Genomic DNA, 23,696 nt, shown 5'->3' with positions numbered 1-23,696 from the left:
GCCCACCGCGCTCGCGGCGACGCCCCCTTCCCGTCCTCCCGCGACGGACTCGCACGCTCGGCACACCGACCCCCAGAAGCCCTCCACGCCAGACGCGGGCACCGCCGGCTACGCGTGCCCGATGCACCCCGAGGTCCAGTCCGACAAGCCGGGTGGCACCTGCCCCAAGTGCGGCATGAAGCTGACGCCGACGAAGCCCGAGGACACCGCGCCGTCCAAGAAGCCCGCTCCCGTCCATGAAGGACACGGAGCCCATCCGTGAGACTGCTCACCTTCGCCTGCGCGCTGCTGTTCGCGGGCGGCTGTGCCTCCATCCAGAAGGAGCGAGGCCACGCGGAGGTCGCCACCCTCGTCGAGGAGCGCATCGGCCGCAAGACACGATGGAACCAGGGCACGCCCGAGGACGCGGAGGTGTCGCGTCACCTCGATGGACTGCTGAAGGGCGCCCTCACCTCCGACCACGCCGTCGAGGTGGCCCTCCTCAACAACCCCGCCCTGCAATCCACCTATGAGGACCTGGGCATCTCCCAGGCGGACATGGTGCAGGCGGGACTGCTCACCAACCCGTCGTTCGATGCGAGCATCGGCTTCCCGCTCACCAACGACGGCGTCAGCGAGACGGAGTTCTCACTGGTGCAGGGCTTCGTGGAGCTGTTCACCCTGCCGCTGCGCAAGCGCGTGGCTCAGGAGCAGTTCATCGCGGACACGCTGCGCGTCGCGCATGAAGCGCTCGCCACCGCCGCGGAAGCACGCAAGGTGTTCAGTGAAGTCCAGGCGCGACAGCAGCTCGTGGAGTTGCGCCGCATGGTCCTCCAGGCCGCCGAGGCCGCCGCCGAGTTGGCCACGCTCCAGCATGGCGCGGGCAACATCACCGACCTGGAGCTGGCCACGGAGCAGGCAGCCTCCGAGGAAGCACGGCTGGAGCTGGCGCGCGAGGAACTCACGCTGGTGGAGGACCGCGAGCGACTCAATCGGCTGCTGGGCCTGTGGGGACCTCGCACCGAATGGGCCATCTCCGAGAAGCTCCCGGCACCGCCCTCGGAGGAGGCGACCCTGGAGCGACTGGAGTCGCTCGCCATCCGGCAGCGGCTCGACATCGACGCCGCGCGCAAGCAGTCCGAGCTCTTGTGGAACGCGCTGGAGCTGGCGCGCAGCACGCGCTTCTTCGGCCGCGTCGACGTGGGCCTCCATACGCACCGTGACGCGAACGGTCCGCGACTCTTCGGGCCCACGCTCACGCTGGAGCTGCCCATCTTCGACCAGCGACAGGCGCTCATCGCCAGGCTGGAGGCCCAGCATCGACAAGGCGAGCGTCGTCTCGCGGAGCTGTCCATCAACGCCCGCTCTGAAGTTCGCGCGGCGAGGGCCCGCCTGCTGACGCTCCGAGGCGTCGCCGAGCGCTATCAGCGCGTCGTCCTGCCCTTGCGCGAGAAGGTCGTCGAACAGTCCCAGCTCCAATACAACGCGATGCAGATTGGCCTCTACGCGCTGCTCGACGCGAAGCAGTCCCAGGTCGAGGCGTACCGCGCCTTCATCGAGACTGTCCGCGACTACTGGATGGCTCGTGCGGAGCTGGAGCAACTCGTCGGCGGCAGTCTGCCCGGTGCGACTTCACGTCAGAGCACTCCGAGCGACACCTCGCCCCCGGCATCCGAACGTCCGCCAGAGGCGACCCCTCCTGGGTCTTCGCCTCCGAGCCCCATGCCTCCCACTGAACCCCCTTCTGGAAATGGCCATCCCCCCGCGCACGGCCACGGAGCGACTCCATGAATCCCCTTCCCCCTGACTCCTCTCCCCACGCACAGGATGAGGAGGACACGACGGAGACGACGACCGCTCCAGGCGCGATGACCCGACGAGGAATGCTCGCGACGGCTGGAGCCACGCTCGCGGGTGGCGCATTGCTGCTCCGGGGTGGTGTCGCGCAGGCTCAAGCCGCGCCACGTGCGTCCCCGCCAAGCGCGGGCCGACGGGACTGGCTGTCTCCTGGGATGCCGAACCGGGACTATCGCCCCGTCACCGTGCCGAACGGCTCGAAGCTGCCGTGGAAGCTCGTGGACGGCGTGAAGGTCTTCCACATGGTGGCCGAGGAGGTCGAACACGAGCTGGCTCCCGGGCTGAAGGTCCACTGCTGGGGCTACAACGGCCAGGTGCACGGGCCCACCATCGAAGTCGTGGAGGGAGACCGCGTCCGGTTCTACGTCACCAACCGGCTGCCCGCGCCCACCACCGTGCACTGGCACGGCCTGCTGTTGCCCAACGGCATGGACGGCGTGGGCGGCCTCAACCAGAAGTCCATCGCCCCGGGCGAGACGTTCCGCTACGAGTTCACCATCCGCCAGGCCGGCACGGGCATGTATCACTCGCACCATGACGAGATGACGCAGATGGCGCTCGGCATGGTGGGGCTGTTCATCATGCATCCGCGACGTCCCGTGGGTCCGCGCGTGGACCGCGACTTCGCGATGATGCTGCACGAGTGGCGCGTGGACCCCGGTGCGCGACGGCCGGACCCGAACGAGATGACGGACTTCAACCTGCTCACGTTCAACGCGAAGGCGTTCCCCGGCACGGAGCCGCTGGTGGTGCGCCAGGGCGAGCGGGTGCGCATCCGTCTGGGCAACCTGAGCGCGATGGACCATCACCCCATCCACCTGCACGGCTACCACTTCCGCATCACCGAGACGGACGCGGGACGCATCCCCGAGTCCGCGCAGTGGCCGGAGACCACGGTGCTCGTCCCGGTGGGCAGCACGCGCACCGTCGAGTTCGTGGCCGATGCGCCCGGCGACTGGGCCATGCACTGCCACATGACACACCACCTGATGAACCAGATGGGGCATGACATCCCCAACCTCATTGGCGTGAATCCAGGCGGGCTCGACGCGAAGGTGCGCACGCTGCTGCCGGGTTACATGACCATGGGGCAGACGGGCATGGGCGACATGGTGGAGATGGGCATGCCGGTGCCCGCGAACTCCATTCCCATGAGCGGAGCGCGCGGCAAGCACGACGTCATCACCATGGGCGGCATGTTCACCGTGCTCAAGGTGCGCGAGCGGCTGGATGGCGACGGTGACCCGGGCTGGTACGAGAACCCGCCCGGCACGCTGGCGGTAGCGGCGAACACGGAGGAACTGCGCCAGGACGGCATCGACGTGAATGCTCCACCCAAGGCACTGCCCGCATCACCGGCGGGGTTCCGACAGGGCTGAGCGACGTCAGTGAGTTCGTCCAGCTCGGACAGGTCCTGGCTGGACGAACCGTTGCTCAGGTCCGCATCTTCAGTCGCGTCTCATGCACGGCATCCGCGACCGCGCCAGGCTTCTCACGCTCCGCGGCACGCAGCAGGCGGAGGATGCCGGGCCCGAGTACGTCAATCTCGGTGGAGGCATATGTCTCCGTACCGAAGCGGCGGATGCTCTCCGTCTGGGTCCGCAGGATGCGCGCGTCCTGGCTGAAGATGTGGAGCGCCACCGGCATCGCCACCGGAAGCACCGCGCGCAGCAACCAGCGCGGCAGCGGCAGGCGAAACGTCACCACCGCGTAGACCAGCGTGTCCCAGTCCGACACGGGCGTCATCGCCGAGGTGACGATGATGTGACTGCCCTCGCCAATCCGGTACTCCACCTGGGCAATCGACGGCATCAGGAAGCGGTCGAAGTGCTGCACCACACCGCCGCCCGGAGCCAGCAGCCGACCCACCACACCGCTGGGACGAGGCTCGCCGATGTACTCGGCCTCCACCTTGTCCGCGCTCCGGCGCACCACCACGTCAATCTCGTTGCGCTTCTCCTCGGTGCGGAACAGGCCACCATGCAGGTACGCCGTGTGAGGCACGTCGAGCGTGTTCTCCAGCGTGGCATGCAGCGAGCCCGGCGCACGCAGCACGCGTCGCACCGTGGTGTAGTCGCGCGCGTCCAGCAGCGGAAAACGGAACGGCTCCGTCGTCGGCTCCGCGCCCGGCGTGGAGTACACCCAGACGAAACCATCCTGCTCGCGCGTCGCATAGGACGTCGCGCAGCGGGTGCGGGCCTCGGGCTCGCCGAGGAAGCCCGGAATGGCGCGGCACTGCCCGCCCGTGTCGAAGCGCCAGCCGTGATAGCCGCACTGGAGCTGTCCCTCCTTCACCCGCCCCAGCGACAGGGGCACATTGCGGTGAGGGCAGCGGTCCATCAGCGCGCCGGGCTTGCCACCCTCGCCCCGGAACAGGACGAGCGGCGTGCCCTGGAGCGTGCGCGCCAGCGGCTTGTCCCCCAGCTCGCGCGACGCACAGAGGATGAACCAGGCATTCGGCAGGTGAACAACGGAGACGTGACCGGCGGCCGCACCTGGGGTGCGCGCCTCCTCGCGGGAGCTCATAGGCCGCAGTCTAATGGGCGCCCCCTCCCCGGCCTATAGCTTCAACCGCCGCAGCCGGAGCGCGTTGACGATGACCGACACCGAGGACAGGCTCATCGCCGCGCTGGCGAAGATGGGGCTCAGGAGCAGGCCGAAGAAGGGGTACAGCACCCCCGCCGCCAGGGGCACACCCAGCAGGTTGTAGATGAAGGCGAAGAAGAGGTTCTGCCGGATGTTGCGCAGCGAGCCCTGACTCAGCCGCCGCGCCCGGACGATGCCCCGCAAATCCCCCTTCACCAGCGTGACACCCGCGCTCTCCATCGCGATGTCCGTGCCCGTCCCCATGGCGATGCCCACATCCGCCTGGGCCAACGCCGGCGCGTCATTGACCCCGTCCCCCGCCATGCCCACCACGCGGCCCTCCTGCTGGAGCCGCTTCACCACGTCACCCTTCCCCTCCGGCAACACCCCCGCGATGACCTCGGAGATGCCCAGCCGGCGAGCCACCGCCTCCGCCGTGGTGCGGCTGTCCCCCGTCAACATCACCACTCGCAGGCCCTCCTGACGCAGCAGCGCCAGCGCCTCCGGCGTCGACTCCTTCACCGGGTCCTCCACGCCAAGCAGCCCCGCCACACGCCCCGACACCGCCACCAACACCACCGTCTGCCCCTCCTGCCGCAGCGCCTCCGCGCGAGCCGACAGGTCCGTGGCCTCCACGCCATGAGCCGCCATCAACGCCGCGTTGCCCAGCGCCACCTCCACGCCGTCAACACGCCCCACCACGCCCTTCCCGGTGTCCGAGCGGAAGTCCTCCACCGCCGTCAGCACCGCGCCACGCTGCTTCGCACCGGAGACAATCGCCTCCGCCAGCGGATGCTCGCTGCCGCGCTCCAGGCTCGCGGCCAGGCGCAGCAGCGTCGCCTCGTCGAAGCCCTCCGAGGGAACCACCGACACGAGGCGCGGCTTGCCCTCGGTGAGCGTCCCCGTCTTGTCCACCACCAGCGTGTCCACCGCCTCCAGGCGCTCCAGTGCGGCGGCGTCACGGATGAGCACCCCCGCCTGCGCGCCGCGCCCCGTGGCCACCATGATGGACATGGGCGTGGCCAGGCCCAGCGCGCACGGGCACGCGATGATGAGCACCGCCACCGCGTTGACCAACGCATGCGCCAACCGAGGCTCCGGGCCCCACACGCCCCACACCACCGCCGTCACCACCGCCACGACGATGACCACCGGCACGAAGACGCCGGCCACCTTGTCCGCCAGTCGCTGAATCGGCGCGCGGGTGCGCTGCGCCTCGCTCACCCGCTGGACGATGCGCGACAACAACGTGTCCTTGCCCACGCGCTCGGCCCGCATCACCAGCGAGCCCGTGCCGTTCACCGTGCCGCCTGTCACCTTCTCGCCAGGCGACTTCTCCACCGGGAGCGATTCGCCCGTCACCATCGACTCGTCCACCGCGCTGGCGCCCTCCAGCACCTCACCATCCACCGGCACCTTCTCGCCCGGTCGCACCCGCAGCCTGTCCCCCGGATGCACATGCGCCAGCGGAACGTCCTCCTCGTGCCCGTCCTCACGCATCCGCCGAGCCACCGGAGGCGCGAGACTCAACAGCGACCGCAGCGCCCCCGACGTCGCGTGCCGAGCCCGCAGCTCCAACACCTGTCCCAAGGCCACCAGGGTGACGATGACAGCGGCGGCCTCGAAGTAGAGGGGCGCCGTGCCGCCATGTCCCGTGCGCAGCCCCTGCGGCAACACGTGGGGGAACAGCGTGGCGAAGACGCTGAACACATACGCCGCGCCCGTCCCCAGGGCAATGAGCGTGAACATGTTGAGGTGCCGGTTGCGCACCGAGGCCCAGCCGCGCTGGAAGAAGGGCCAGCCGCCCCACAACACCACGGGCGTGGCCAGCACGAGCTGCGCCCAGGCCAGCACCGAGGCAGGCACCGCATGCTGCACGGGCTGCCCCGGAATCATGTCCGACATCGCCAGCACCAGCAGCGGCACCGTGAGGCCCAGGCCCACGCGGAAGCGCAGCCACATGGACTTCAGCTCGGGGTCCGGGACGTCCTCCGGCAACACCGTGCGCGGCTCCAGCGCCATGCCGCAGATGGGGCAACTCCCCGGCCCATCGCGCACCACCTCCGGATGCATCGGGCACACGTATTCGACGTGCGTCTCCGGCACGGAGAGCGTCTCCGGCTCCAGCGCCATGCCGCACTTCGGGCAGGCCCCCGGGTGGTCCTGACGCACCTCCGGGTCCATGGGGCACACGTACATCGTCCCCGGCGCTGCGGGCTTCGGCTCCTGCTCCTCGGCGGGCGCGAGGAAACGCGCCGGGTCCGCGCGGAAGCGCTCCCGGCACTTCGGGTTGCAGAACGAGTAGGTGTGCCCGTCGTGCTCAAAGCTGCCGCCCTTGGGAGCGGTCGGGTCCACGCTCATCCCGCAGACGGGGTCGACGGGGTGAGCCCCCTCGCCTGGAGGCAAAGGGGGCGTCGGAGGCGAGCGGGTGTGCGAGTGAGGGTGGGAGTGGCGGTTCATGGTGCGTCTCTCCTTTCACCCAGGCCAACGAGCTCCCCGGCCAGCTCTTACAGGTGACTTTCGGAAAGGGTGCGCACGCCCCGCCCCAGCCGCTCACTTCGGAGGTTCGTTGTAGCCCGCGTCCCCGTAGGGCTTGAGGCGCTCCAGCCACAGGTTCTCCAGCACCTGGAGCTCCACCTTCAAGTCCGTGTTGGGCTCCTCGGGCGGCTCCAGCACGTCGAGCACCTCGAAGGAGAAGCTGTCCGCGCCATGGCGATTCCAATCCTCCAGGAGCGCGGGGATGCGTGGCATGCCGCTGGTCAGCTCGAAGCGGATGCGGTTGAGCATTCCCTGGACGTTGAGCGACGCGCCCACCAGCACCTTTCCATTGGCGCGATTGCGCACGGCATACACGCCCATCGCTGGGGGCTTCTCCTTGTACTCGCGCTTCAGGTCCGAGCGGCGCGCTCGGCTCGAATCCGTGGACGGCATGGCGGACTTCCTTTTGTGTGGAGGAGAGGAGGGTTCAGCGGTGTCGGCACCGCACAGCTTCAGCAGGCGTTGCTCCAGCCGCGCATGCGCCTGTGCATCCAACGGCGCAAGCCAGTCAGGCCCCGCCAGCTTCCAGTCGACGTCGGACGGGTCCAGGCCGAGCGCGGTCAACAACGCGGGCTGGCAGACGAAGAACTGCTCACGGAAGGGGAAGAGATGACCTCCCGAGACGCGCAGCGAAGCGACGGCCTCTTCGTACGTCGCGAACCAGTGGTTGAGGAAGATGGGGCCAGCGCGCTCGAGGAGCCGCTCGAAGTCGACCCGAGGCGCGTCCCGAGCCTCCAGCGCATGCTTCAAGTCGCTCCAGGTAATGTGTCCCTGCTCACGCGCGATGACGGCCAGCACGTGCTTGCGCTGCACCGTCTCCCGACGCGCGAGCACCTCGCCGAGGGACAGGCTCGCGAAGGCAGGCAGCGCGCGCAGTCGCTCCGCGGCCCGCGTGGCTCGCGCCGAGTCGGACGAGCCCAGCTCCTTGAACAGGAGCGAAGCGCGGACCTTGCACTCATGGAGGGAAAGCGGTTCGGCGTGGCGCGAGACGGTTTCCATGAAAAGTCCCTCGTTGGCGGCCCCACCCGTGTCACGGGCCGTGGAAGGAACTCATCGGAAACTGTGGGCCTGCCAGGAGAAGCGAGGGTGACGTCGTCTTTTCGGGAAGGCGCCCCTCGGCACCTCGCGAAGAGTTAACGGTGGGAGCAGCGCTTCGGCAAGTGCTTTCTCCGGCCACCCGAGCGGCCTGCCTCCCGCCTGTTCAAGAGCGTGCCTTGCACGAACAGTCCAGACAGCCATGAGCCGCGCAGGAGCCGCAGCTCCGCTCGAGCTGCTTCTTGAGGGCTTGCCTCGCCCGGTGAAGGCGCACGCCCGCATTGTTGGGCGAGATTCCGACCTCACGCGCCACGTCGGGCACCGCGCGCTCCTCCAGGTCCACCTGTCGCACCAGCTCCGCGTACTCCGGCTTGAGGGTGGGCAAGAGCGTTCCCACGCAGGCACAGACGGTCTGCTTCAGCCCGGGGTCCTCTGCGGGCTCCTCGGCCTCGCGGGCTTCGCGCGCCAGGGCCCGCGCCTCCACCTGCTGGTGACGGTGGTGGTCCACCAGGGCGTTGCGCAGGAGCCGGTAGAACCACGTCACCGCACCCTCGGGCTCCGGCAGCGTGTCGCCCTTCTCCAGCGACTTCACGAAGGCGGACTGGAGGATCTCCTCGGCCGTCGCTCGGTTGCCCACGCGTCGCTCCACGAAGGCGAGGAACTGGCGATGGTTCTCCACCAGCGCGCGCGTCACCGCGTCACCGTCCTCCCGCGTCGCCTCGATGTCCTCGCTCATCTCACCAATCAACCAACGCAAGTCGCATACCCATTCCGAAGACCAACGATTCCAACGGGTTGGGCACGAGTGGGTCGTCAGCGGGTGTGACCCCTTCCATCACACTGTGATGGGCCCAGGCGAACACGGTGCGGTGCCAGGAGTCAGGGCTCACTCCGTATCGTTTTCAACGCCTCATCCCACCAAGGAAGCAACGTGAAGCGAATCACTCGAAGTGTGGCCCTGCTGTCTCTGCTGGGTGCCGCAGCCTGCGGTGCACCCGAAGACGCCAACCCGAACGACTTGGACACGCTCGCTTCACAGGAGGGAGAGCTCACCGGCACCGAGGTGACGCTCCCCATCTGTGACACCAGTCTCACACCCTCTGGGTGGGCATGCTGGCTGGACAGCGGGAAGCAGGCGGCATGCCCCGCGGGGCAAACCCCGGCTGACTACTGGTGGCGCTACACCAGTGGTTCCACGTACGTCCGCGCGGATGCGGCCCAGGGGATTCGTGAAGTGAAGACCTGGTCGTTGTCCTGGGGAACGAGCGACTTCCTGTATCGAGCCGAGGCGGTCCATTGCAACTCGGTGGCTCCCACGTACCAGGCCTCTTCCTGGAGCCGATACACCGGCTCGCCGACCCTCCAGGCACGGGTGACTTCCTTCGTGGACCACATCCGCCCCGCCATGGTGCGCGGCACGGTGCTCGCGTCTTCTGACGAGTTCTTCTGCGCCGGCACGGGAGGCTGCAGCACTGCGACTTCGCTGGTCCTGGTCCTCAAGAAGAGGGACCTGACGCAGTCGACCTGGACCGAAGCACGAAGCCTGGAGTTGCCCTTCAATCGAAACGGGGCCGTCACCGCATACGAGGTCGAGACCACCGTCGAGCCCGGCATGGATGTCGCTCTCGAAGTCTTCGTGAAGACCTCGTTCAACGCGGTGACGGAGGTTGTCTTTCACGACATCCGGCTGTTCACCGAGAAGTGTGTTCCCGACATGACCAATCCGGGCCAGTGCCTGCCTTGAGCGCTGAACAAAGCCAGTGCTGAGAGGATGGGCGGCGGCGGGAGCAGGACAAACCCGCCGCCAGAGCGTGTGCTGGACCCGGTCAGCGCACCGGAAGCTCTCGAAAGGAGATTCCTTCCAGGGACAGTCGCTGCACCGACTCCATGAACCGCTCGGTTCCCACAATCACCGTGGCGAAGTTGCCAACCCTGAAGAGGTCACGGTCCAGGGGCAAGGTCGCGGCGTCGAGGATGGGCTCCTCGGGCAGGCGAAGCCCGACCCTTCCACACGTCACGCATGGCGGAGGCGAATCCGGAGGGAGACAATCCGGGTGTAGCCGTCCACAAGGTTCGATCTGAAGCTCCAGCAATGAGGGAGGCTCTTGTTGACGGAAGCGCAGCTCCGTTCGACATCCCATGAGGCCGCGCACGCCCTCGGCTTGAAGCCCCTCCTGCACATCACTGCGAACGAGCAACAAGCTGTCGCCCAACCACGAGAAGGCGGCGAACCTGCCGGAAGCAGTCCCCACCAGCGGGCCGAATGTTGTCCCAGGTGGCAACGTCGCGGTCGACGGTGCCAGCGGCCTCACTCGTTCCCGAAGGCGCGCGAACTCAGCGAAGGGCTCGGGCCGAGCCTTCAAGAACTCGTCCTGGTCTGGCAGTCCGGACAGGTCGACTGCCGGATACTGGTGTCCCGAGGAACTCCAGGTCGCGCCGCACGCCGAGCAGTGCGCGCCAGGCAGCCCCCACCTGTGCGCGGCGTTGAGGCTCCCGTTGAAGCGAGGCCAGAGTGACTTGTTCCACCTGAGTTCAAAGACGCGCATCACGTTCCCGGCCTGGAATGGTAGGGCTGAATGGGCCCGCCCAGGAGCTGGAATCGGTAGATGAGTTCGCCCGCGTGCTTGAAGATCTCCTCAGGCCTCGCATCATCGTTTCTCCGGATGAACTCGCGCCAGGCCTCGTTCCAGGCACCTCCTGACGGACCTCCATCGTGAATCCGTCGGTGAAGGTCTCGCGGAATGGGCATGGTGTAGTCGTGAATCTTGAGCCCCTGACGCTCGAACCACCGTGCCAGATCTTCTGCCTGGGGGAAGATGTGATGCTTCTCGAACCGGCCCCGCGGGAGTTGATGCGAAGGGGGGATGATGCGTTCGGGGGCACCATTCCAGTTCGGGAAGACCATGACGGCGCCCTTGGGGAGTTGCTGAGCACCGCCCCGGTTCCGTCGAGGTCCCATCCCAGGTGCCGCTGCCGCCGCCGGTGGACGTGATGGAGGAAAGCGCGCGAGCTCGATGTCGCCGGCCACGTCCTCACACCGGTAGAAACCGCACATGGCTCCGAGGCACAGGAGCGTGACACACCGGTCCTCACTGGGAGCTGAACACTCCGCGTCCTCTTCGCCCATCTCCTGAGGGTCAGGGACGTGCTGAACGGAGGAGCAAGCCAACAAGTACGCTGCAACCAGCATCCACCATGAGTCGCGAATGAGCGGCATATCGGGCGAAACCTAGCGCAGTCGCGGTGCGAGGGATTGACAAGGCCCCGCATCCCGTTTATTTCGCGTGCAGCATCAAGAGCGGTACCGCTTCGGCGGTGGCCCGACAACCTGGAGACGGACCTCCAAGGTGTCCAAACGATGCGGCTCGGGGAGCAGGTGCTCCACGGGCAAACCAAGCGTCCGAAGCGAGGCAGCTCCTCAGCTTCGGTGAGAGAGGACCTCCGTGGTTCCATCCACCTCCGCCGCATCCCCTCGCGCCATGCAGCTCCCTAGCCGCGAGAGCGCTCGAATGCGCCGCGCCCGCCACGTCACCGTCTCGCGAATGCGCGGGACGCTGCACGCCGGCTAGGGCTCCCACTCCACTTCCCATTCCTTTCTTCGTCGGCGCCTGGTCGCCGCGCTCGCTCGACGTGTGTCGACAGCGCGTCCTCGCGCCCTCTCATGTCTTCAGGGCCATGGCCCTCGTTCGAGGTTCGCAGATGAGCAGCAATTCCTTTCGGGTGATGAAGTTTGGCGGCTCCTCCGTGGGCTCACCCCGCCGACTGCGCCAGGTCATCGAGCTGATTGGCAAACACTCCCGCACGGGCCCGCTCGCCGTCGTCGTCTCCGCGATGGGCGACACCACCGACTGGCTCCTGGAGGCCGCTGACCTCGCTACACGCGGCGAGCTGGAGGGCTCGCTCACCGTGGTGGCCCGCATCGCCCACCTGGCCAAGACGAACGCCGCCGCGCTCCACCCAGCGCAGTCCACCACGCTCGCCGCGCGCGTCGACCAGCTCCTCGCCCCGCTCCAGCAACTCCTGCAGGGCATCTCCCTCACCCGCGAGTGCTCCCCCGCATCCAAGGACAAGGTGCTCGCTTTCGGAGAGGTCATCTCCGCCACCCTGCTCGCCGAGTTGCTCAAGGCCGCGGGCACCGACGCCCACTTCCGTGACGCCCGCCTGCTGCTCGTGACTGACGACACCTTCGGCACCGCGCGCGTGGATGTGAGCCGGACACGCGAACGACTCCAGGTCGCCATCACCGAGTGGGGCGCCTCCCTCCCCATCATCCCCGGCTTCATCGCCGCGACACTCGACGGACGCACCACCACCCTGGGCCGCAACGGCTCCGACTACACAGCGGCCCTGGTGGCTCAAGGTGTGGGTGCTTCCGAAGTCACCGTGTGGACCGACGTGCTCGGTCTGCACACCGCCGACCCTGACCTCGTCAGTGATGCGTATCCCGTGGCGCACCTCACCCATGGCGAGGGCCTGGAGCTGGCCGCCGTCGGCGTCCGCATGCTGCACCCGCGCACGATGATTCCCCTCATCGAGGCCGGCATCTCCCTGCGCATCCGCAACACCATGCACCCGGACCACCCGGGCACGCTCATCGACGCCATCGGCTCGCGCGACGGCCAGCGCCCCACATGCATCGCCACGCGCGAGGACCTGGCCCTGCTGGGAATCGAAGTGCGCAAGCTGTCCGACCAGTTCCAACTCGGTGAGCGCGCCCTGGCCGCCCTGCGCGCCGCTCGCGTCACGGTGTGGATGACCGCCCAGTCCGCCAACGGCCAGTCCATCGCCCTCGTCGTTCCACGACCGGATGCACCGCGCGCTCGAAATGCCCTGGAGACGGAGCTCGCGCAGGAGCTGGCCCGCCGCGAGGTGGAGCCGCTCGGTGTCCGCGAGCCGGTGACGCTCGTCACCCTGGTGGCCGAGGCGATGGGCCATGGCGTCAACGTGGCCGGCCGATTCTTCAGCGCACTGGGCGCGGTGGGTGTCGGCGTGCGCGCGAGCGCCCAGGGTGCCAGCTCCCGCTCCATCTCCTGCGTGGTGGACGCGGAGGACACCGCCATCGCGGTGCGCACGACGCACGCCGCCTTCAACCTCGCCCATCAACAGGTCAGCCTCTTCGTGCTCGGCAAGGGCACCGTGGGCGGACAGCTCCTCGCACAGCTTCGCACCCAGCAGGAGCAGCTCCGCCAGCGCCATGGCATCGCGCTGCGCGTGGTGGGCATCGCCGACAGCCGACGCACCCTGTTCGACTCCACCGGGCTCGCCCTGGATGGAATCGAGGAGCAGCTCGCCCGCGTCGTCCGAGGCGAACCCGGCACGCGCGCGCTGGCGCCGCTGCTGGACGAGCTGCGCCGACTGCCCGTGCCGATCCTCGTCGACTGTACGGCGGACGGTGACGTGGCCTCGCTCTACACGGAGGCGTTCCGTCGGGGCATCCACGTCGTGGCCGCCAACAAGAAGCCGCTCGCCCTGCCCTGGAACGAGCGCGAGGCGCTGCTCGCCGAAGCCCGCCATCACCACGTCGCGTACCACTACGAGACGACGGTTGCCTCCAGTCTTCCTGTCATCGACACGCTCGCCAACCTGGTGCGCACCGGCGACACCGTGCGCCTCATCACCGCGTCCCTGTCCGGCAGCGTGGGCTTCATCTGCAACGAGCTGACTTCGGGCGTCCCCCTCTCCACGGCGGTCCGCACGGCGCGCGAGCGGGGCTTCACCGAGTCAGACCCGCGCGAGGACCTGTCCGGCGCGGACGTGGCACGCAAGGCGCTCATCCTCGCGCGGGAGCTGGGCCTGTCCCTGTCACTCGCCGACGTCGCGCTGGAGCCCTTCGTCCCCGAGCCCTCGGACGCTGGCGACTCCCCCGAGTCCTATCTGCGCAGCCTCCGGGCACTCGACGCGGAGTACACGCAGAAGGTGGAGCGCTGCAAACAGTCGGGCACGGTGCTGCGCTATCTGGCGCGCATCGACCCGACGCGGCTGGGCACCGACGCGCCCGTCATCCGAGTGGGACTCACCGCCGTCGAAGCGGGGCAGCCCGCAGCGGACCTGCGCGGCTCCGAGTCCTTCGTGTCCTTCACCACCACGCGGCACAGCGAGTTCCCCCTCACCGTGCGCGGCGCGGGCGCGGGCGGCGCTGTCACGGCCTCTGGCGTGCTCGCGGATATTCTCCGCGTCTCCCAGACGCTTCGGGGCCGCTGAGCCCCGCCCACCGGGAAACAGGAGCCACCTCATGAAACTCGCCACCGCCCTCGTCCACGCCGGCACCCGCAGAGACCCGTCCACCGGCGCGGTCGCCGTGCCCATCTACCAGTCCGCCACCTACCAGCACCCCGCGCTCGGCCACTCCACCGGGTACGACTACTCGCGCACGAAGAACCCCACCCGCGCCGCGCTCGAGGACGCGCTCGCGAGTCTGGAAGGAGGCAGCCGGGGCCTCGCCTTCGCCTCCGGCATGGCCGCGCTGCACTGCGCCCTCCAGCTCCTCGGCCCCGAGGACCACCTGGTCCTCACCGAGGACCTCTACGGTGGGACGTTCCGACTGGTGGACAAGCTGCTCCACGTCCCCCACACCTTCGTGGACACCACGCGGCTGGACGCGGTGCGCGCGGCGCTGCGCCCCAACACCAAGGCCCTGCTGGTGGAGTCGCCCACCAACCCGCTGATGAAGACGGCGGACCTGCCCGCGCTCGCGGACATCGCCCGGAAGGCGGGCGCGCTCCTCATCGTCGACAACACCTTCAACACACCCTTCCTCCAGAGGCCTCTGGAGCTGGGCGCGGACATCGTCGTCCACAGCGCGACCAAGTACCTGGCCGGCCACAACGACGTCGTCGCCGGAGCGCTCGTGGTGAAGGACGCGGCGGTGGGCGAGCGGCTCGCCTTCGTCCAGAACGGCATCGGCGCCGTGCTCGGGCCGCAGGACTCCTACCTGGTGATTCGCGGGCTCAAGACGCTCGCGCTGCGCATGGAGCGCCACCAGTCCAACGCCCGCGACGTGGCCGCCTTCCTGTCGAGCCACCCCAAGGTCGAGCGCGTCTACTACCCGGGCACGGGCGGGATGCTCTCCTTCAACGTCACCGACGCGGCCCTGGTGCCGCAAGTGCTCGCCGCCGTGCGCATCTGCCTCTTCGCCGAGTCCCTGGGCGGCGTCGAAACCCTCATCACCTTCCCCGCCACGCAGACCCACGCCGACATCCCCGTCGCGCGCCGGGAAGAGCTTGGCATCACCGACCGATTGATTCGCCTCTCCGTGGGCATCGAGGACAGCCATGACATCATCTCCGATTTGGCCCAGGCGCTCGAAGGGCGCTCCCAGCCCGTCGAGCTTCGCGACCCGACTGCTGCACACGGGTCATGAAGTCGACCCGGTGACGGGCGCCGCCGCGGTGCCCATCTACCAGGTCTCCATGTTCGACCAGCCGGGCCTGGAGCACTCCGGCGAGTTCGACTACGCCCGCTCCGGCAACCCCACGCGCAAGGCATTGGAGGGCGTCCTCGCGTCGCTGGACGAGGGCGCCGGGGCCTTCGCCTTCGGCTCCGGCATGGCCGCGCTGTCCACGGTGCTGATGCTCTTCAGCGCGGGGGACCACCTGGTCGTCACCGACGACTGTTACGGCGGCACCTACCGCGTCCTCACCCGGGTTTTCAGCCGCTTCGGGCTCAAGGCCACCTTCGTCGACACGTCGGACGTGGACGCGGTGCGCGCCGCGTTCCGCCCCAACACGAAGGGGTTGCTCGTCGAGACGGTGAGCAATCCCTTCCTGCGGCGCACGGACGTCGCCGCCATGTCCAGCCTCGCGCGGACGTACGGCGCGCTGCTCATCGTGGACAACACCTTCCTGTCCCCCTACCTCTCGCGTCCGCTCACCGAGGGCGCCGACATCGTCATCCACTCCGCCACCAAGTACCTGGGCGGACACAGCGACGTCATCGCGGGCACGGTGGCGGTGAAGACGCCGGAGTTGGCGAAGGAGGTCTACTTCCTCCAGAACGCGGTGGGTGCGGTGCTCGGGCCGCAGGACTGCTTCCTGCTCCAGCGCGGCATCAAGACGCTGCAGGTCCGCATGGAGCGGCAGGTGCGCACGGCCGGGGCGCTCGCGCGCTGGCTCGGAGGCAGGCCGGAGATTCGAGAGGTCTTCTATCCGGGCACCGGCGCGGTGGTGTCCTTCCGACTCGCCCATGACTCGATGGCGGCGACCTTCGTGGACTCGCTGCGACTGCCGCTGCTCGGCGTGTCGCTGGGCGCGGTGGAGAGCATCATCACCGTGCCGGCGAGGCACTCGCATGCCTCCGTGCCCGCCGCCGAGCGTGAGCGACGCGGAATCACCGACAGCCTCATCCGCTTCTCGGTGGGACTGGAGGACCTGGAGGACCTCCAGGCGGACCTCGCGCTCGCGCTGGGCCGGGCCTTGAAGGAGGCCGCATGACAGGGAGGTCGGGTTGACAGTCTCCGGCGGATTGGTTACGTCCTGAAGCCGATGCTCTGCTTCGTCGCTCCGTTCGGGTCCTGTTGTCGCGGCATGTGTTGCCGCGTCACGACGGGTCCGTCCGTTCGAGCGTACTGAGCGTCTTTCGCGCGCAGGCGTGTCCGGCCCGTCCCCCAGAAACCTGGAGACGGGCCGTTCCATTTTCCCCACACGCCGGGGCGCAGCATCGAAGTCCCGGCCCCAACCCCCGAGACGCGGATGCCCAACAACATCTACCCCGACGTGACGCAGCTCATTGGCCGCACGCCCATCATCCGCCTGTCGCGCGTCGGTGGCCCTGACGCCGCCACGCTGCTGGCGAAAGTCGAATCCTTCAACCCCGGTGGCAGCGTGAAGGACCGCATCGGCCTGGCGATGATTGAGGACGCGGAGAACAAGGGTCGCCTGCGTCCGGGCATGACGATTGTCGAGCCCACCAGCGGAAACACCGGCGTGGCCCTGGCCATGGTCGCCGCGGTGAAGGGCTACCGCATCATCCTCACCATGCCGGAGAGCATGAGCGTGGAGCGCCGCCGCATCCTGGAGGCCTATGGCGCGGAGCTGGTGCTGACGCCCGCGGCCAAGGGCATGAATGGCGCCGTCGAGGCGGCCGACGAGCTCATCAAGGAGCTGGGCCCCAAGGGCTTCATGCCGCAGCAGTTCCGCAACCCGTCCAACCCGGAGATCCACCGGCGCACCACGGCGAAGGAGATTCTCGGAGACCTGGACGTGCGCAAGCTCGACGCCTTCGTGGCGGGCATCGGCACGGGCGGCACGATTACCGGCGCGGGCAGCGTGCTGAAGAAGGAGAACCCGTCCCTGCAGGTCATCGCGGTGGAGCCGCTGCGCTCGCCCCTGCTCACCCAGGGCAAGGCGGGGCCGCATCGCATCCAGGGCATTGGCGCCAACTTCGTGCCGGAGGTGCTGGACCGCTCCGTCTATGACGAGGTCATCGACGTCGCGGATGTCGACGCGTACCTCGCCGCGCGGGAGCTGGCGAGCCGTGAGGGTCTGCTCGTCGGCATCTCCAGTGGCGCGGCGTTGCATGCGGCCCGGCAGGTGGCCAGGCGCCTGGGGCCCGGCAAGACGGTGCTCACCGTGCTGCCCGACACGGGCGAGCGGTACTGGAGTTCGTTCGCCGCGTTCGCCGAGGAGCTGGCGAACACACCGCAGGGAGTCGGTGGATGATTGAGCTGCGCGGTATCAGCAAGGTGTACAGGCAGGGCGGGCGCGAGCTGTCGGCGCTCCAGGACGTGTCGCTGCGGGTGGACCCGGGAGAAGTGTTCGGCGTGCTCGGACAGAGCGGCGCGGGCAAGTCCACCCTCATCCGCTGCGTCAACCTGCTGGAGCGTCCCACCCAGGGCCGCGTGCGGGTGAATGGGAAGGAGCTGCTGTCACTGAGTCCCGAGGAGCTGCGCCTGGCGCGGCAGGGCATCGGGATGATCTTCCAGCACTTCAACCTGTTCTCCTCGCAGACGGTGGCGGCCAACGTCGCGTATCCGCTCGAGGTGGCGGGGCTGCCGCGCGAGCAGATTCGCGCGCGTGTCGCGGAGCTGCTCGCCCTGGTCGGCCTGTCGGACAAGGCGGACACGTACCCGGCGCGGCTGTCGGGTGGACAGAAGCAGCGGGTGGGCATCGCCCGCGCCCTGGCGCCGCGTCCTCGCATTCTGCTGTCCGACGAGGCGACGTCATCGCTGGACCCGGAGACGACGCGCTCGGTGCTGGCGTTGCTCCGGGATTTGAACCGACAGCTCGGGCTCACCATCCTGCTCATCACCCACCAGATGGAGGTGGTGAAGGCCATCTGCGACACCGTGGCCGTGCTGGAGCAGGGGCGACTCGTCGAGCAGGGCAAGGTGGTGGAACTGCTCTCCCGTCCTGGCACGCATCTGCATGGGCTGTGCTACCCGCCCTTCACCACGGGCGAGAGTGCCGTCCTGCGGGGCGGTCAGCGTGTGGAGCTGTCGCTGTCCGGCGAGCACTCCACGCGCCCCATCCTCTCCACCCTGGCGCGTCGCTTCGACGTGGATGCGCACCTGCTGGAGGGCTCACTGGAGCGCGTGGGCGAGGCGCGCGTGGGGCGGCTGCTCTTCGAGCTCACGGGGGCTCCGGACGCGGTGAGCCAGGCCCTGGCGTTCCTGCGCGAGCAGGGTGTGACGTCGGAGGAGGCGGCTCATGCCTGGTGAGCTGACGCATTCACTGTGGGTGGCCACGCTGGAGACGCTCTACATGACGTCGGTGGCCACGGTGCTGGTGGTGCTCGCGGGGCTGCCCCTGGGCGTGCTGCTGGTGCTGACGGACCGGGGTGGACTGTGGGAGCGCCCGGCGCTTCACCGCGTGCTGGGCATGCTCGTCAACGTGGGGCGCTCGGTGCCGTTCATCATCTTGATGGTGGCCATCGTTCCCCTGACTCGCCTGCTGGTGGGCACCACGATTGGCACCACCGCCGCCATCGTTCCGCTGGTCGTCGCGGCGATTCCCTTCATGGGCCGCGTGGTGGAGCAGGGCCTGCGCGAGGTGGACTCCGGACTGGTGGAGGCCGCCATCGCCATGGGCTCGACCCACCGCCGCGTCATCTTCCGCGTCCTGCTTCCGGAGGCCCTGCCTTCTCTCGTGCGCGGTACCGCGCTCGTGGTTATCAGCCTGCTCGGCTACAGCGCCATGGCGGGCGCCGTGGGCGGAGGTGGGTTGGGAGACCTGGCGGTGAAGTACGGCTACATGCGCTTCCGCACCGACGTCATGCTGGGCTGCCTCGCCGTGCTGCTCGCGCTGGTGCAGCTCGTGCAGTGGCTGGGTGACGGAGTGGCTTCGCGCTTCGACCACACCTCGCCCCACTCCCGCCGCGCGCACGACTGAAATATCCGCCCGGCCTCGCTGTTGCCCGCGGCCTCTCCCCTCGGAATCCACACGTCATGAAGCCACCCGCGTCATTCCTCATCATCCCCCTGGCCTTCGCCGCCGTCTCCGTCGCGCTGCTCGTGGGGACGGGCTGCAAGAAATCGGAGGCCCCCGCCACCGGCGAGGCGCCCGGCGTGCCCACGCTGAGGATTGGCGTCAACCCGGTGCCGCATGGCGAGATTCTCCGCGCGGCGGTGCCCGTGGCCTTGCGCTCCGGCGTGCGCATCGAGGTGGTGGAGTTCACCGACTACGTGCAGCCCAACGTAGCCCTGGCGGATGGGCAGCTCGACGCCAACTACTTCCAGCATGTGCCGTACCTGGAGCGCTTCTCCGCGGACCGACAGCTGTCGCTGAGCAGCGCGGGAGCGGTGCATCTGGAACCCCTGGCGCTGTACTCGACGAAGTTCCGTCAGCTCGCGGAGCTGCCCGAGGGGGCGCAGGTGACGATTCCCTCGGACCCGAGCAACGCTTCGCGCGCGCTGCACCTGCTCGCGGACCAGGGCCTGCTGCGATTGAAGGAGACCGCGGGCGCCGTCGCGACGGTGGGTGATGTGGTGGGCAATCCTCGCAAGCTGGAGCTGCGGGAGATAGACGCCGAGCAGCAGCCTCGCACCCTGGAGGACGTGGCCGCCGCCGTCATCAATGGCAACTATTTCCTGGAGGCGCAGAAGCACCTGAAGCTGAACGCGAAGGTGCTGGCTCGCGAGTCCTCCACGCGCAATCCCTATGCGAATGTGCTCGTCGTCCGGAAGGGTGACGAGTCTCGCCCCGAGGTCCGCGTGCTGCTCAAGGCGCTCCAGTCCGGCGAGGTGCGCCACTTCATCGAGTCCCAGTACGGCGGCGCGGTGGTGCCGGCGTTCTGACCCGCGCGGTTCGCCGGAGTGTGGTGCAACGCACTCCATTCCGGAGGGGCGCGCGCCCTTGCGGTGGCGCGAGGCACCGAGTGGCGGCGCGTCACTCGGAGCGCTTGAAGTCGTCCGAACGCACGCCGTAGCGCTTGAGCAGTCGATGGAGGCTCTCGCGCTCCATGCCGGCGCGTTCGGCGGCGTGGGTGACGTTGCCGCCGAACTCCTGCATCAACGCGGTGAGGTACTCGCGGGACACCGTGTCGCGAGCGCCGTCCACCGCTTCGCGGTAGGGCAGCTTCGCCAGGGATTCGGCGGTGGCCCTCACACCCGGGGCCGTGGCGCCCGAGGTGACACCGCGTGACGTGGCCACTTCGGGAGGAAGGTCCTCAGGAGTGATTCGAATGCCTCGGGCCACGGCCACGGCTCGCGCCACCGCGTTCTCGAGCTGGCGCACGTTGCCGGGCCAGTCGTAGGACGCGAGCGCGCGCAGGGCCTCGGCGGTGAAGCTCTCCACTTCGGGCCGTCCCGAGCGGGACAGGAAATACATCGCGAGCATCGGGACGTCCTCGCGTCGCTCTCGCAGCGCGGGCAGGCGCACCGTCACCACGTTGAGGCGGTAGTAGAGGTCCTCGCGGAAGCGGCCCGAGGCCACCTCGGCGGACAAGTCACGGTGCGTGGCGGCCACCACGCGGACGTCTACTTTCACCGGCACGGTGGTGCCCACGCGTCGGACTTCCTTCTCCTGGAGGGCGCGGTTGAGCTTCACCTGCACGGGCAGCGGGAGGTCTCCAATCTCGTCAAGGAAGAGCGTGCCGCCGTGGGCTTCCTCGAAGAGTCCGGGCTTCGCCGCCGTGGCGCCCGTGAAGGCGCCCTTCGCGTGGCCGAACAGCTCGCTCTCCACGAGCTCCGCGGGGAGCGCGCCACAGTTCACAGCGACGAAGGGCTTCGCGGCGCGGGGGCTCTCCTTGTGGACTGCTCGCGCGGCCAGCTCCTTGCCCGTGCCTGTCTCGCCCGTGAGAAGCACGGTGAGGTCTCTGGTCGCGACCTGGGAGAGCAGGCCGTGCAGGGCGTGCATCGCGGCGCTGCCTCCCAGCAGCCCGTGGAGTTCAGGGGCTGACGCGAGACGCGCCTTCAGTCCCGCGGCCTCTCGTCCCTGGCGACGCTTCTCCAGCGCGCGGGCCACGACGAGCGCGACCTCGTCCGGGTCGAACGGCTTGGAGAGGTAGTCGTAGGCGCCTTCCTTGATGGCCTCGACGGCCTTGGGGATGCTGGCGAACGCGGTGACGAGAATCACCTCCGTGCCGGGCGCGCGGCGCTTCACCTCGCGCAGCACCGCGAAGCCGTCCGCTCCGGGCATCTGGATGTCCGTCACCACCACGTCGAAGTCACGTGACGCCAGGAGGGACATGGCCTGCTCGCCGTCAGCGGCCTCCGTCACCGCGTAGGCGTCTCCGAGGATGCGGGAGAACAGCTTGCGCATGTTCTCCTTGTCGTCGACCACCAGGACGGCAGGCTGGGTTTGAGTGCTCACGCCATCGCCTCCCGCTCGGCGGACGCCGGGGGCAATCGCAACGTGAAGCGCGCGCCTCCCAGCGGGCCCGTGTCCGCTTCGATGCGTCCTCCGTGGGCTTCCGCGATGGCCTGACTCACCGCGAGCCCCAGACCCGTGCCCGTGGACTTGGTGGTGAAGAAGGGCTCGAAGAGGCGGCGGTGGTCCTCGGGCTTCACACCGGGGCCGGAGTCTGAGACGGAGACGCTGGCGCCACCGTCGTTCGCGGGGGCGATTCGCACTTCGACGGTGCCATGTGTTCCCGCGGCCTCGGCGGCGTTCTTCACCAGGTTGAGGAGCACCTGACGCAGTCTCGCGGGCTGGGCCCACGCGCTCGCCGAACCTTCCACGCGCACGTCCACCAGCCCGAGTCTCTCCGCTTCGCGCAGCCTCGCCACCACGTCCTCACACGTCTCGCGCAGGGGGATTTGTTCCACCGGGCCCTGACCCGGACGGGAGAGGTCGAGGAGTCCTTCGACAATCTGTTGGCATCGCACGGCCTCCTCCTCCACCACTTTCAGGTCCTCGGCCAGGGCGCCTTCCGCCTTGCGCTGGAGGATGCGCACATAGCCGAGGATGACGCCGAGCGGGTTGTTGATTTCGTGCGCGACGCCCGCGGCGAGCCGGCCGACGCTGGCGAGCTTCTCGTGCTGGACGAGCTGGGTCTGGTGCGTGCGCAGGGCCTCGGTCATCCGGTTGAACTGCGCGGCGAGTCGGCCAAGTTCTCCTGGGTCGTCCTCGGGGATTCGCGTGTGCAGGTCGCCCTGGGCGAGTCTCGCGGCGCCGTCGGACAAGCGTGCGACGGGGCGAGCCACGGAGTTGCCGATGTAGATGCCCACGCCCACGGCGAACAGCGTGGCGCCGCCGAGGAAGAGCAGGGCCCAGCGGAAGCTGGTGTGCTCGACGGCTGCGACGTGCTCCTCGAAGGAACCGATGGAGGTGTCGAAGCGTCGCGCGAGGGCCTCGGCTCGAGCCTGGATGAGGGAGACGCGTTCCAGAGCGCGGCCATGGGCGGCGGTGACGGCGGCGTGGTCCTTCGCCAGCACGGCGGGCAGGAGCGTCTCGCGGTACAGGCGGTCCAGCGCGTCACCGTTCTCCTGGATGTCCGCCACCCAGGCGCGCTCCTCGGCGTCTTGAGCCTGCTCTCGGAGCCTGCGGGTGAGCGTCTCGACGCGCGCTCGCGACTCCTCGTGGAAGTGAACGTGGCTGGCGTTGCCGAGGATGATGGTGTGGGCCAGATGCGCGTACTGGTCCCTCACGGCGGTCGCCAGCTCGAGTGCCTCGCGAACCCGGCCGCCGGCTTCGCGCAGCTCGTGCGAGGCATCGTGAATGTCCGCCAGCCGAGCGAGCGCGAAGCCCGAGGCGGCGGTGAAGAGCGCCACCAGCGCACCGAAGGCGAGCAGCAGCTTGCGAGTCGTGGAGCCGGCGGTGGGAAGCATCGCGTTCTATATAAGGGAGTGCGGGGCCGTGTGGGTGAGCGATGTCGGCGCGTGCACAGTCCCACTCGCCCATCACCCAGGTTGTCTCCGGGACTTCCTACCTTCGGTAGAATGCCTGTGTCGTTTCCTCTGTCGGGGGGACACAGCGATGCCATGGATGACCTTCTGGGTCTGTGCGCTGTCCTGCGCCGTCATGGGCTGCCCGGAGGTACATCGACGTGATGGCCTCGTGGACCGGGCCGCGCATCAGGATGCACTGGAGAGCATTCCCACGGGCTGCTCCGAGGACGACTTCAGGCTCTTCTGCAGCGATGGTCGCGAGCAGAGCGAGACGTGCATCCAGACGTGTGGCGGTCAGCAATGAACGTGCGAACGATGCTGGGAGCAGGCATCGCGTTGTTGATTCCACTGCCTCTTGTCCTCACGACAAGCAGCCTGCTGCAACCAGACCTTCCTGAATACGTCCGGGGCCGGCGGGTCAGTCCCGTATTCACGCCAG

At 68.7% G+C, this 23,696-nt stretch carries 19 protein-coding genes, 1 pseudogene and 1 riboswitch; of the genes and pseudogenes, 12 read left to right on the top strand and 8 right to left on the bottom strand.

The genetic code is table 11. The features are described 5' to 3' along the window. Nucleotides 1–94: 94 nt before the first annotated feature. The 3 genes and pseudogenes from HUW62_RS50005 to HUW62_RS19125 form a co-directional block, all read left to right on the top strand. A pseudogene (locus tag HUW62_RS50005) lies at nucleotides 95–199 on the top strand (heavy metal-binding domain-containing protein); the annotation flags it as partial. 59 nt (nucleotides 200–258) lie between these two features. Then, entirely contained in the window at nucleotides 259–1,770 is a 1,512-nt protein-coding gene (locus HUW62_RS19130) for a TolC family protein (RefSeq protein ID WP_163869444.1), read from the top strand. Continuing rightward, nucleotides 1,767–3,215: a multicopper oxidase family protein gene (locus HUW62_RS19125; RefSeq protein WP_163869445.1), complete on the top strand. Its 1,449-nt coding sequence runs from the start codon at nucleotides 1,767–1,769 to the stop codon at nucleotides 3,213–3,215. Before HUW62_RS19130 ends, HUW62_RS19125 begins: the two co-directional genes overlap by 4 nt. A gap of 55 nt (nucleotides 3,216–3,270) precedes the next feature. On the opposite strand, the gene HUW62_RS19120 is transcribed toward HUW62_RS19125, so the two are convergent. The 4 genes from HUW62_RS19120 to HUW62_RS19105 form a co-directional block, all read right to left on the bottom strand. After that, nucleotides 3,271–4,362, bottom strand: coding sequence for an aromatic ring-hydroxylating dioxygenase subunit alpha (locus tag HUW62_RS19120; protein WP_163869446.1), 1,092 nt, complete (start codon nucleotides 4,360–4,362; stop codon nucleotides 3,271–3,273). A gap of 33 nt (nucleotides 4,363–4,395) precedes the next feature. Beyond that, nucleotides 4,396–6,882, bottom strand: coding sequence for a heavy metal translocating P-type ATPase (locus tag HUW62_RS19115; protein WP_176435231.1), 2,487 nt, complete (start codon nucleotides 6,880–6,882; stop codon nucleotides 4,396–4,398). 93 nt (nucleotides 6,883–6,975) lie between these two features. After that, nucleotides 6,976–7,959, bottom strand: coding sequence for a GIY-YIG nuclease family protein (locus tag HUW62_RS19110; RefSeq protein ID WP_176435230.1), 984 nt, complete (start codon nucleotides 7,957–7,959; stop codon nucleotides 6,976–6,978). Nucleotides 7,960–8,161: 202 nt separating this feature from the next. After that, a complete protein-coding gene (locus HUW62_RS19105) occupies nucleotides 8,162–8,731 on the bottom strand; it encodes an RNA polymerase sigma factor (RefSeq protein WP_176435229.1) in 570 nt (189 codons plus the stop codon). Between the two features lie 195 nt (nucleotides 8,732–8,926). Between HUW62_RS19105 and HUW62_RS19100 the strand changes: the two genes are divergently transcribed. Continuing rightward, on the top strand, nucleotides 8,927–9,739 hold the full coding sequence (locus HUW62_RS19100) for a hypothetical protein (RefSeq protein WP_176435228.1): 813 nt from the start codon (nucleotides 8,927–8,929) through the stop codon (nucleotides 9,737–9,739). 82 nt (nucleotides 9,740–9,821) lie between these two features. Here the strand turns inward: HUW62_RS19100 and HUW62_RS19095 are convergent, their stop codons facing one another. Both HUW62_RS19095 and HUW62_RS19090 read right to left on the bottom strand, forming a co-directional pair. Next, nucleotides 9,822–10,541, bottom strand: coding sequence for a double-CXXCG motif protein (locus HUW62_RS19095; protein ID WP_176435227.1), 720 nt, complete (start codon nucleotides 10,539–10,541; stop codon nucleotides 9,822–9,824). Further along, entirely contained in the window at nucleotides 10,541–11,212 is a 672-nt protein-coding gene (locus tag HUW62_RS19090; protein ID WP_163869452.1) for a TIGR02269 family lipoprotein, read from the bottom strand. The genes HUW62_RS19095 and HUW62_RS19090 overlap by 1 nt, the downstream gene beginning before the upstream one ends. A 67-nt stretch (nucleotides 11,213–11,279) precedes the next feature. Further along, a riboswitch (SAM-I-IV-variant riboswitch) is annotated at nucleotides 11,280–11,400 on the top strand. 294 nt (nucleotides 11,401–11,694) lie between these two features. Here HUW62_RS19090 and thrA point away from each other — a divergent pair. From thrA to HUW62_RS19055, 7 genes are all read left to right on the top strand, one after another. Then, on the top strand, nucleotides 11,695–14,196 hold the full coding sequence (gene thrA, locus HUW62_RS19085; protein WP_176435226.1) for a bifunctional aspartate kinase/homoserine dehydrogenase I: 2,502 nt from the start codon (nucleotides 11,695–11,697) through the stop codon (nucleotides 14,194–14,196). Nucleotides 14,197–14,227: 31 nt separating this feature from the next. After that, a complete protein-coding gene (locus tag HUW62_RS19080) occupies nucleotides 14,228–15,355 on the top strand; it encodes a PLP-dependent aspartate aminotransferase family protein (protein WP_176435225.1) in 1,128 nt (375 codons plus the stop codon). Continuing rightward, the gene (locus HUW62_RS19075; protein ID WP_176435224.1) at nucleotides 15,267–16,424 is read left to right on the top strand and encodes a PLP-dependent aspartate aminotransferase family protein; all 1,158 of its coding nucleotides are present in this window, start codon (nucleotides 15,267–15,269) and stop codon (nucleotides 16,422–16,424) included. Before HUW62_RS19080 ends, HUW62_RS19075 begins: the two co-directional genes overlap by 89 nt. A gap of 258 nt (nucleotides 16,425–16,682) precedes the next feature. Next, the gene (cysK, locus tag HUW62_RS19070) at nucleotides 16,683–17,651 is read left to right on the top strand and encodes a cysteine synthase A (RefSeq protein ID WP_176435223.1); all 969 of its coding nucleotides are present in this window, start codon (nucleotides 16,683–16,685) and stop codon (nucleotides 17,649–17,651) included. Then, nucleotides 17,648–18,649, top strand: a complete 1,002-nt coding sequence (locus tag HUW62_RS19065; RefSeq protein ID WP_163869457.1) for a methionine ABC transporter ATP-binding protein — start codon at nucleotides 17,648–17,650, stop codon at nucleotides 18,647–18,649. The genes cysK and HUW62_RS19065 overlap by 4 nt, the downstream gene beginning before the upstream one ends. Beyond that, nucleotides 18,639–19,319, top strand: coding sequence for a methionine ABC transporter permease (locus tag HUW62_RS19060; protein WP_176435222.1), 681 nt, complete (start codon nucleotides 18,639–18,641; stop codon nucleotides 19,317–19,319). The genes HUW62_RS19065 and HUW62_RS19060 overlap by 11 nt, the downstream gene beginning before the upstream one ends. A 56-nt stretch (nucleotides 19,320–19,375) precedes the next feature. Continuing rightward, nucleotides 19,376–20,224: a MetQ/NlpA family ABC transporter substrate-binding protein gene (locus HUW62_RS19055; protein ID WP_176435221.1), complete on the top strand. Its 849-nt coding sequence runs from the start codon at nucleotides 19,376–19,378 to the stop codon at nucleotides 20,222–20,224. Nucleotides 20,225–20,315: 91 nt separating this feature from the next. On the opposite strand, the gene HUW62_RS19050 is transcribed toward HUW62_RS19055, so the two are convergent. Next, the gene (locus HUW62_RS19050) at nucleotides 20,316–21,740 is read right to left on the bottom strand and encodes a sigma-54 dependent transcriptional regulator (RefSeq protein WP_176435220.1); all 1,425 of its coding nucleotides are present in this window, start codon (nucleotides 21,738–21,740) and stop codon (nucleotides 20,316–20,318) included. Then, nucleotides 21,737–23,197, bottom strand: coding sequence for an ATP-binding protein (locus HUW62_RS19045; RefSeq protein WP_176435219.1), 1,461 nt, complete (start codon nucleotides 23,195–23,197; stop codon nucleotides 21,737–21,739). Before HUW62_RS19045 ends, HUW62_RS19050 begins: the two co-directional genes overlap by 4 nt. Nucleotides 23,198–23,354: 157 nt before the next feature. Here HUW62_RS19045 and HUW62_RS19040 point away from each other — a divergent pair, with 157 nt between their 5' ends. Beyond that, nucleotides 23,355–23,561: a hypothetical protein gene (locus HUW62_RS19040; protein ID WP_163869462.1), complete on the top strand. Its 207-nt coding sequence runs from the start codon at nucleotides 23,355–23,357 to the stop codon at nucleotides 23,559–23,561. The last annotated feature ends 135 nt before the right edge of the window (nucleotides 23,562–23,696 follow it).

Source organism: Myxococcus sp. AM011 (assembly GCF_013372595.1).
Lineage (GTDB): Bacteria > Myxococcota > Myxococcia > Myxococcales > Myxococcaceae > Myxococcus > Myxococcus eversor.
Note: the sequence above shows the minus strand (reverse complement) of the source record. Positions and strands in the feature narration are given on the sequence as shown.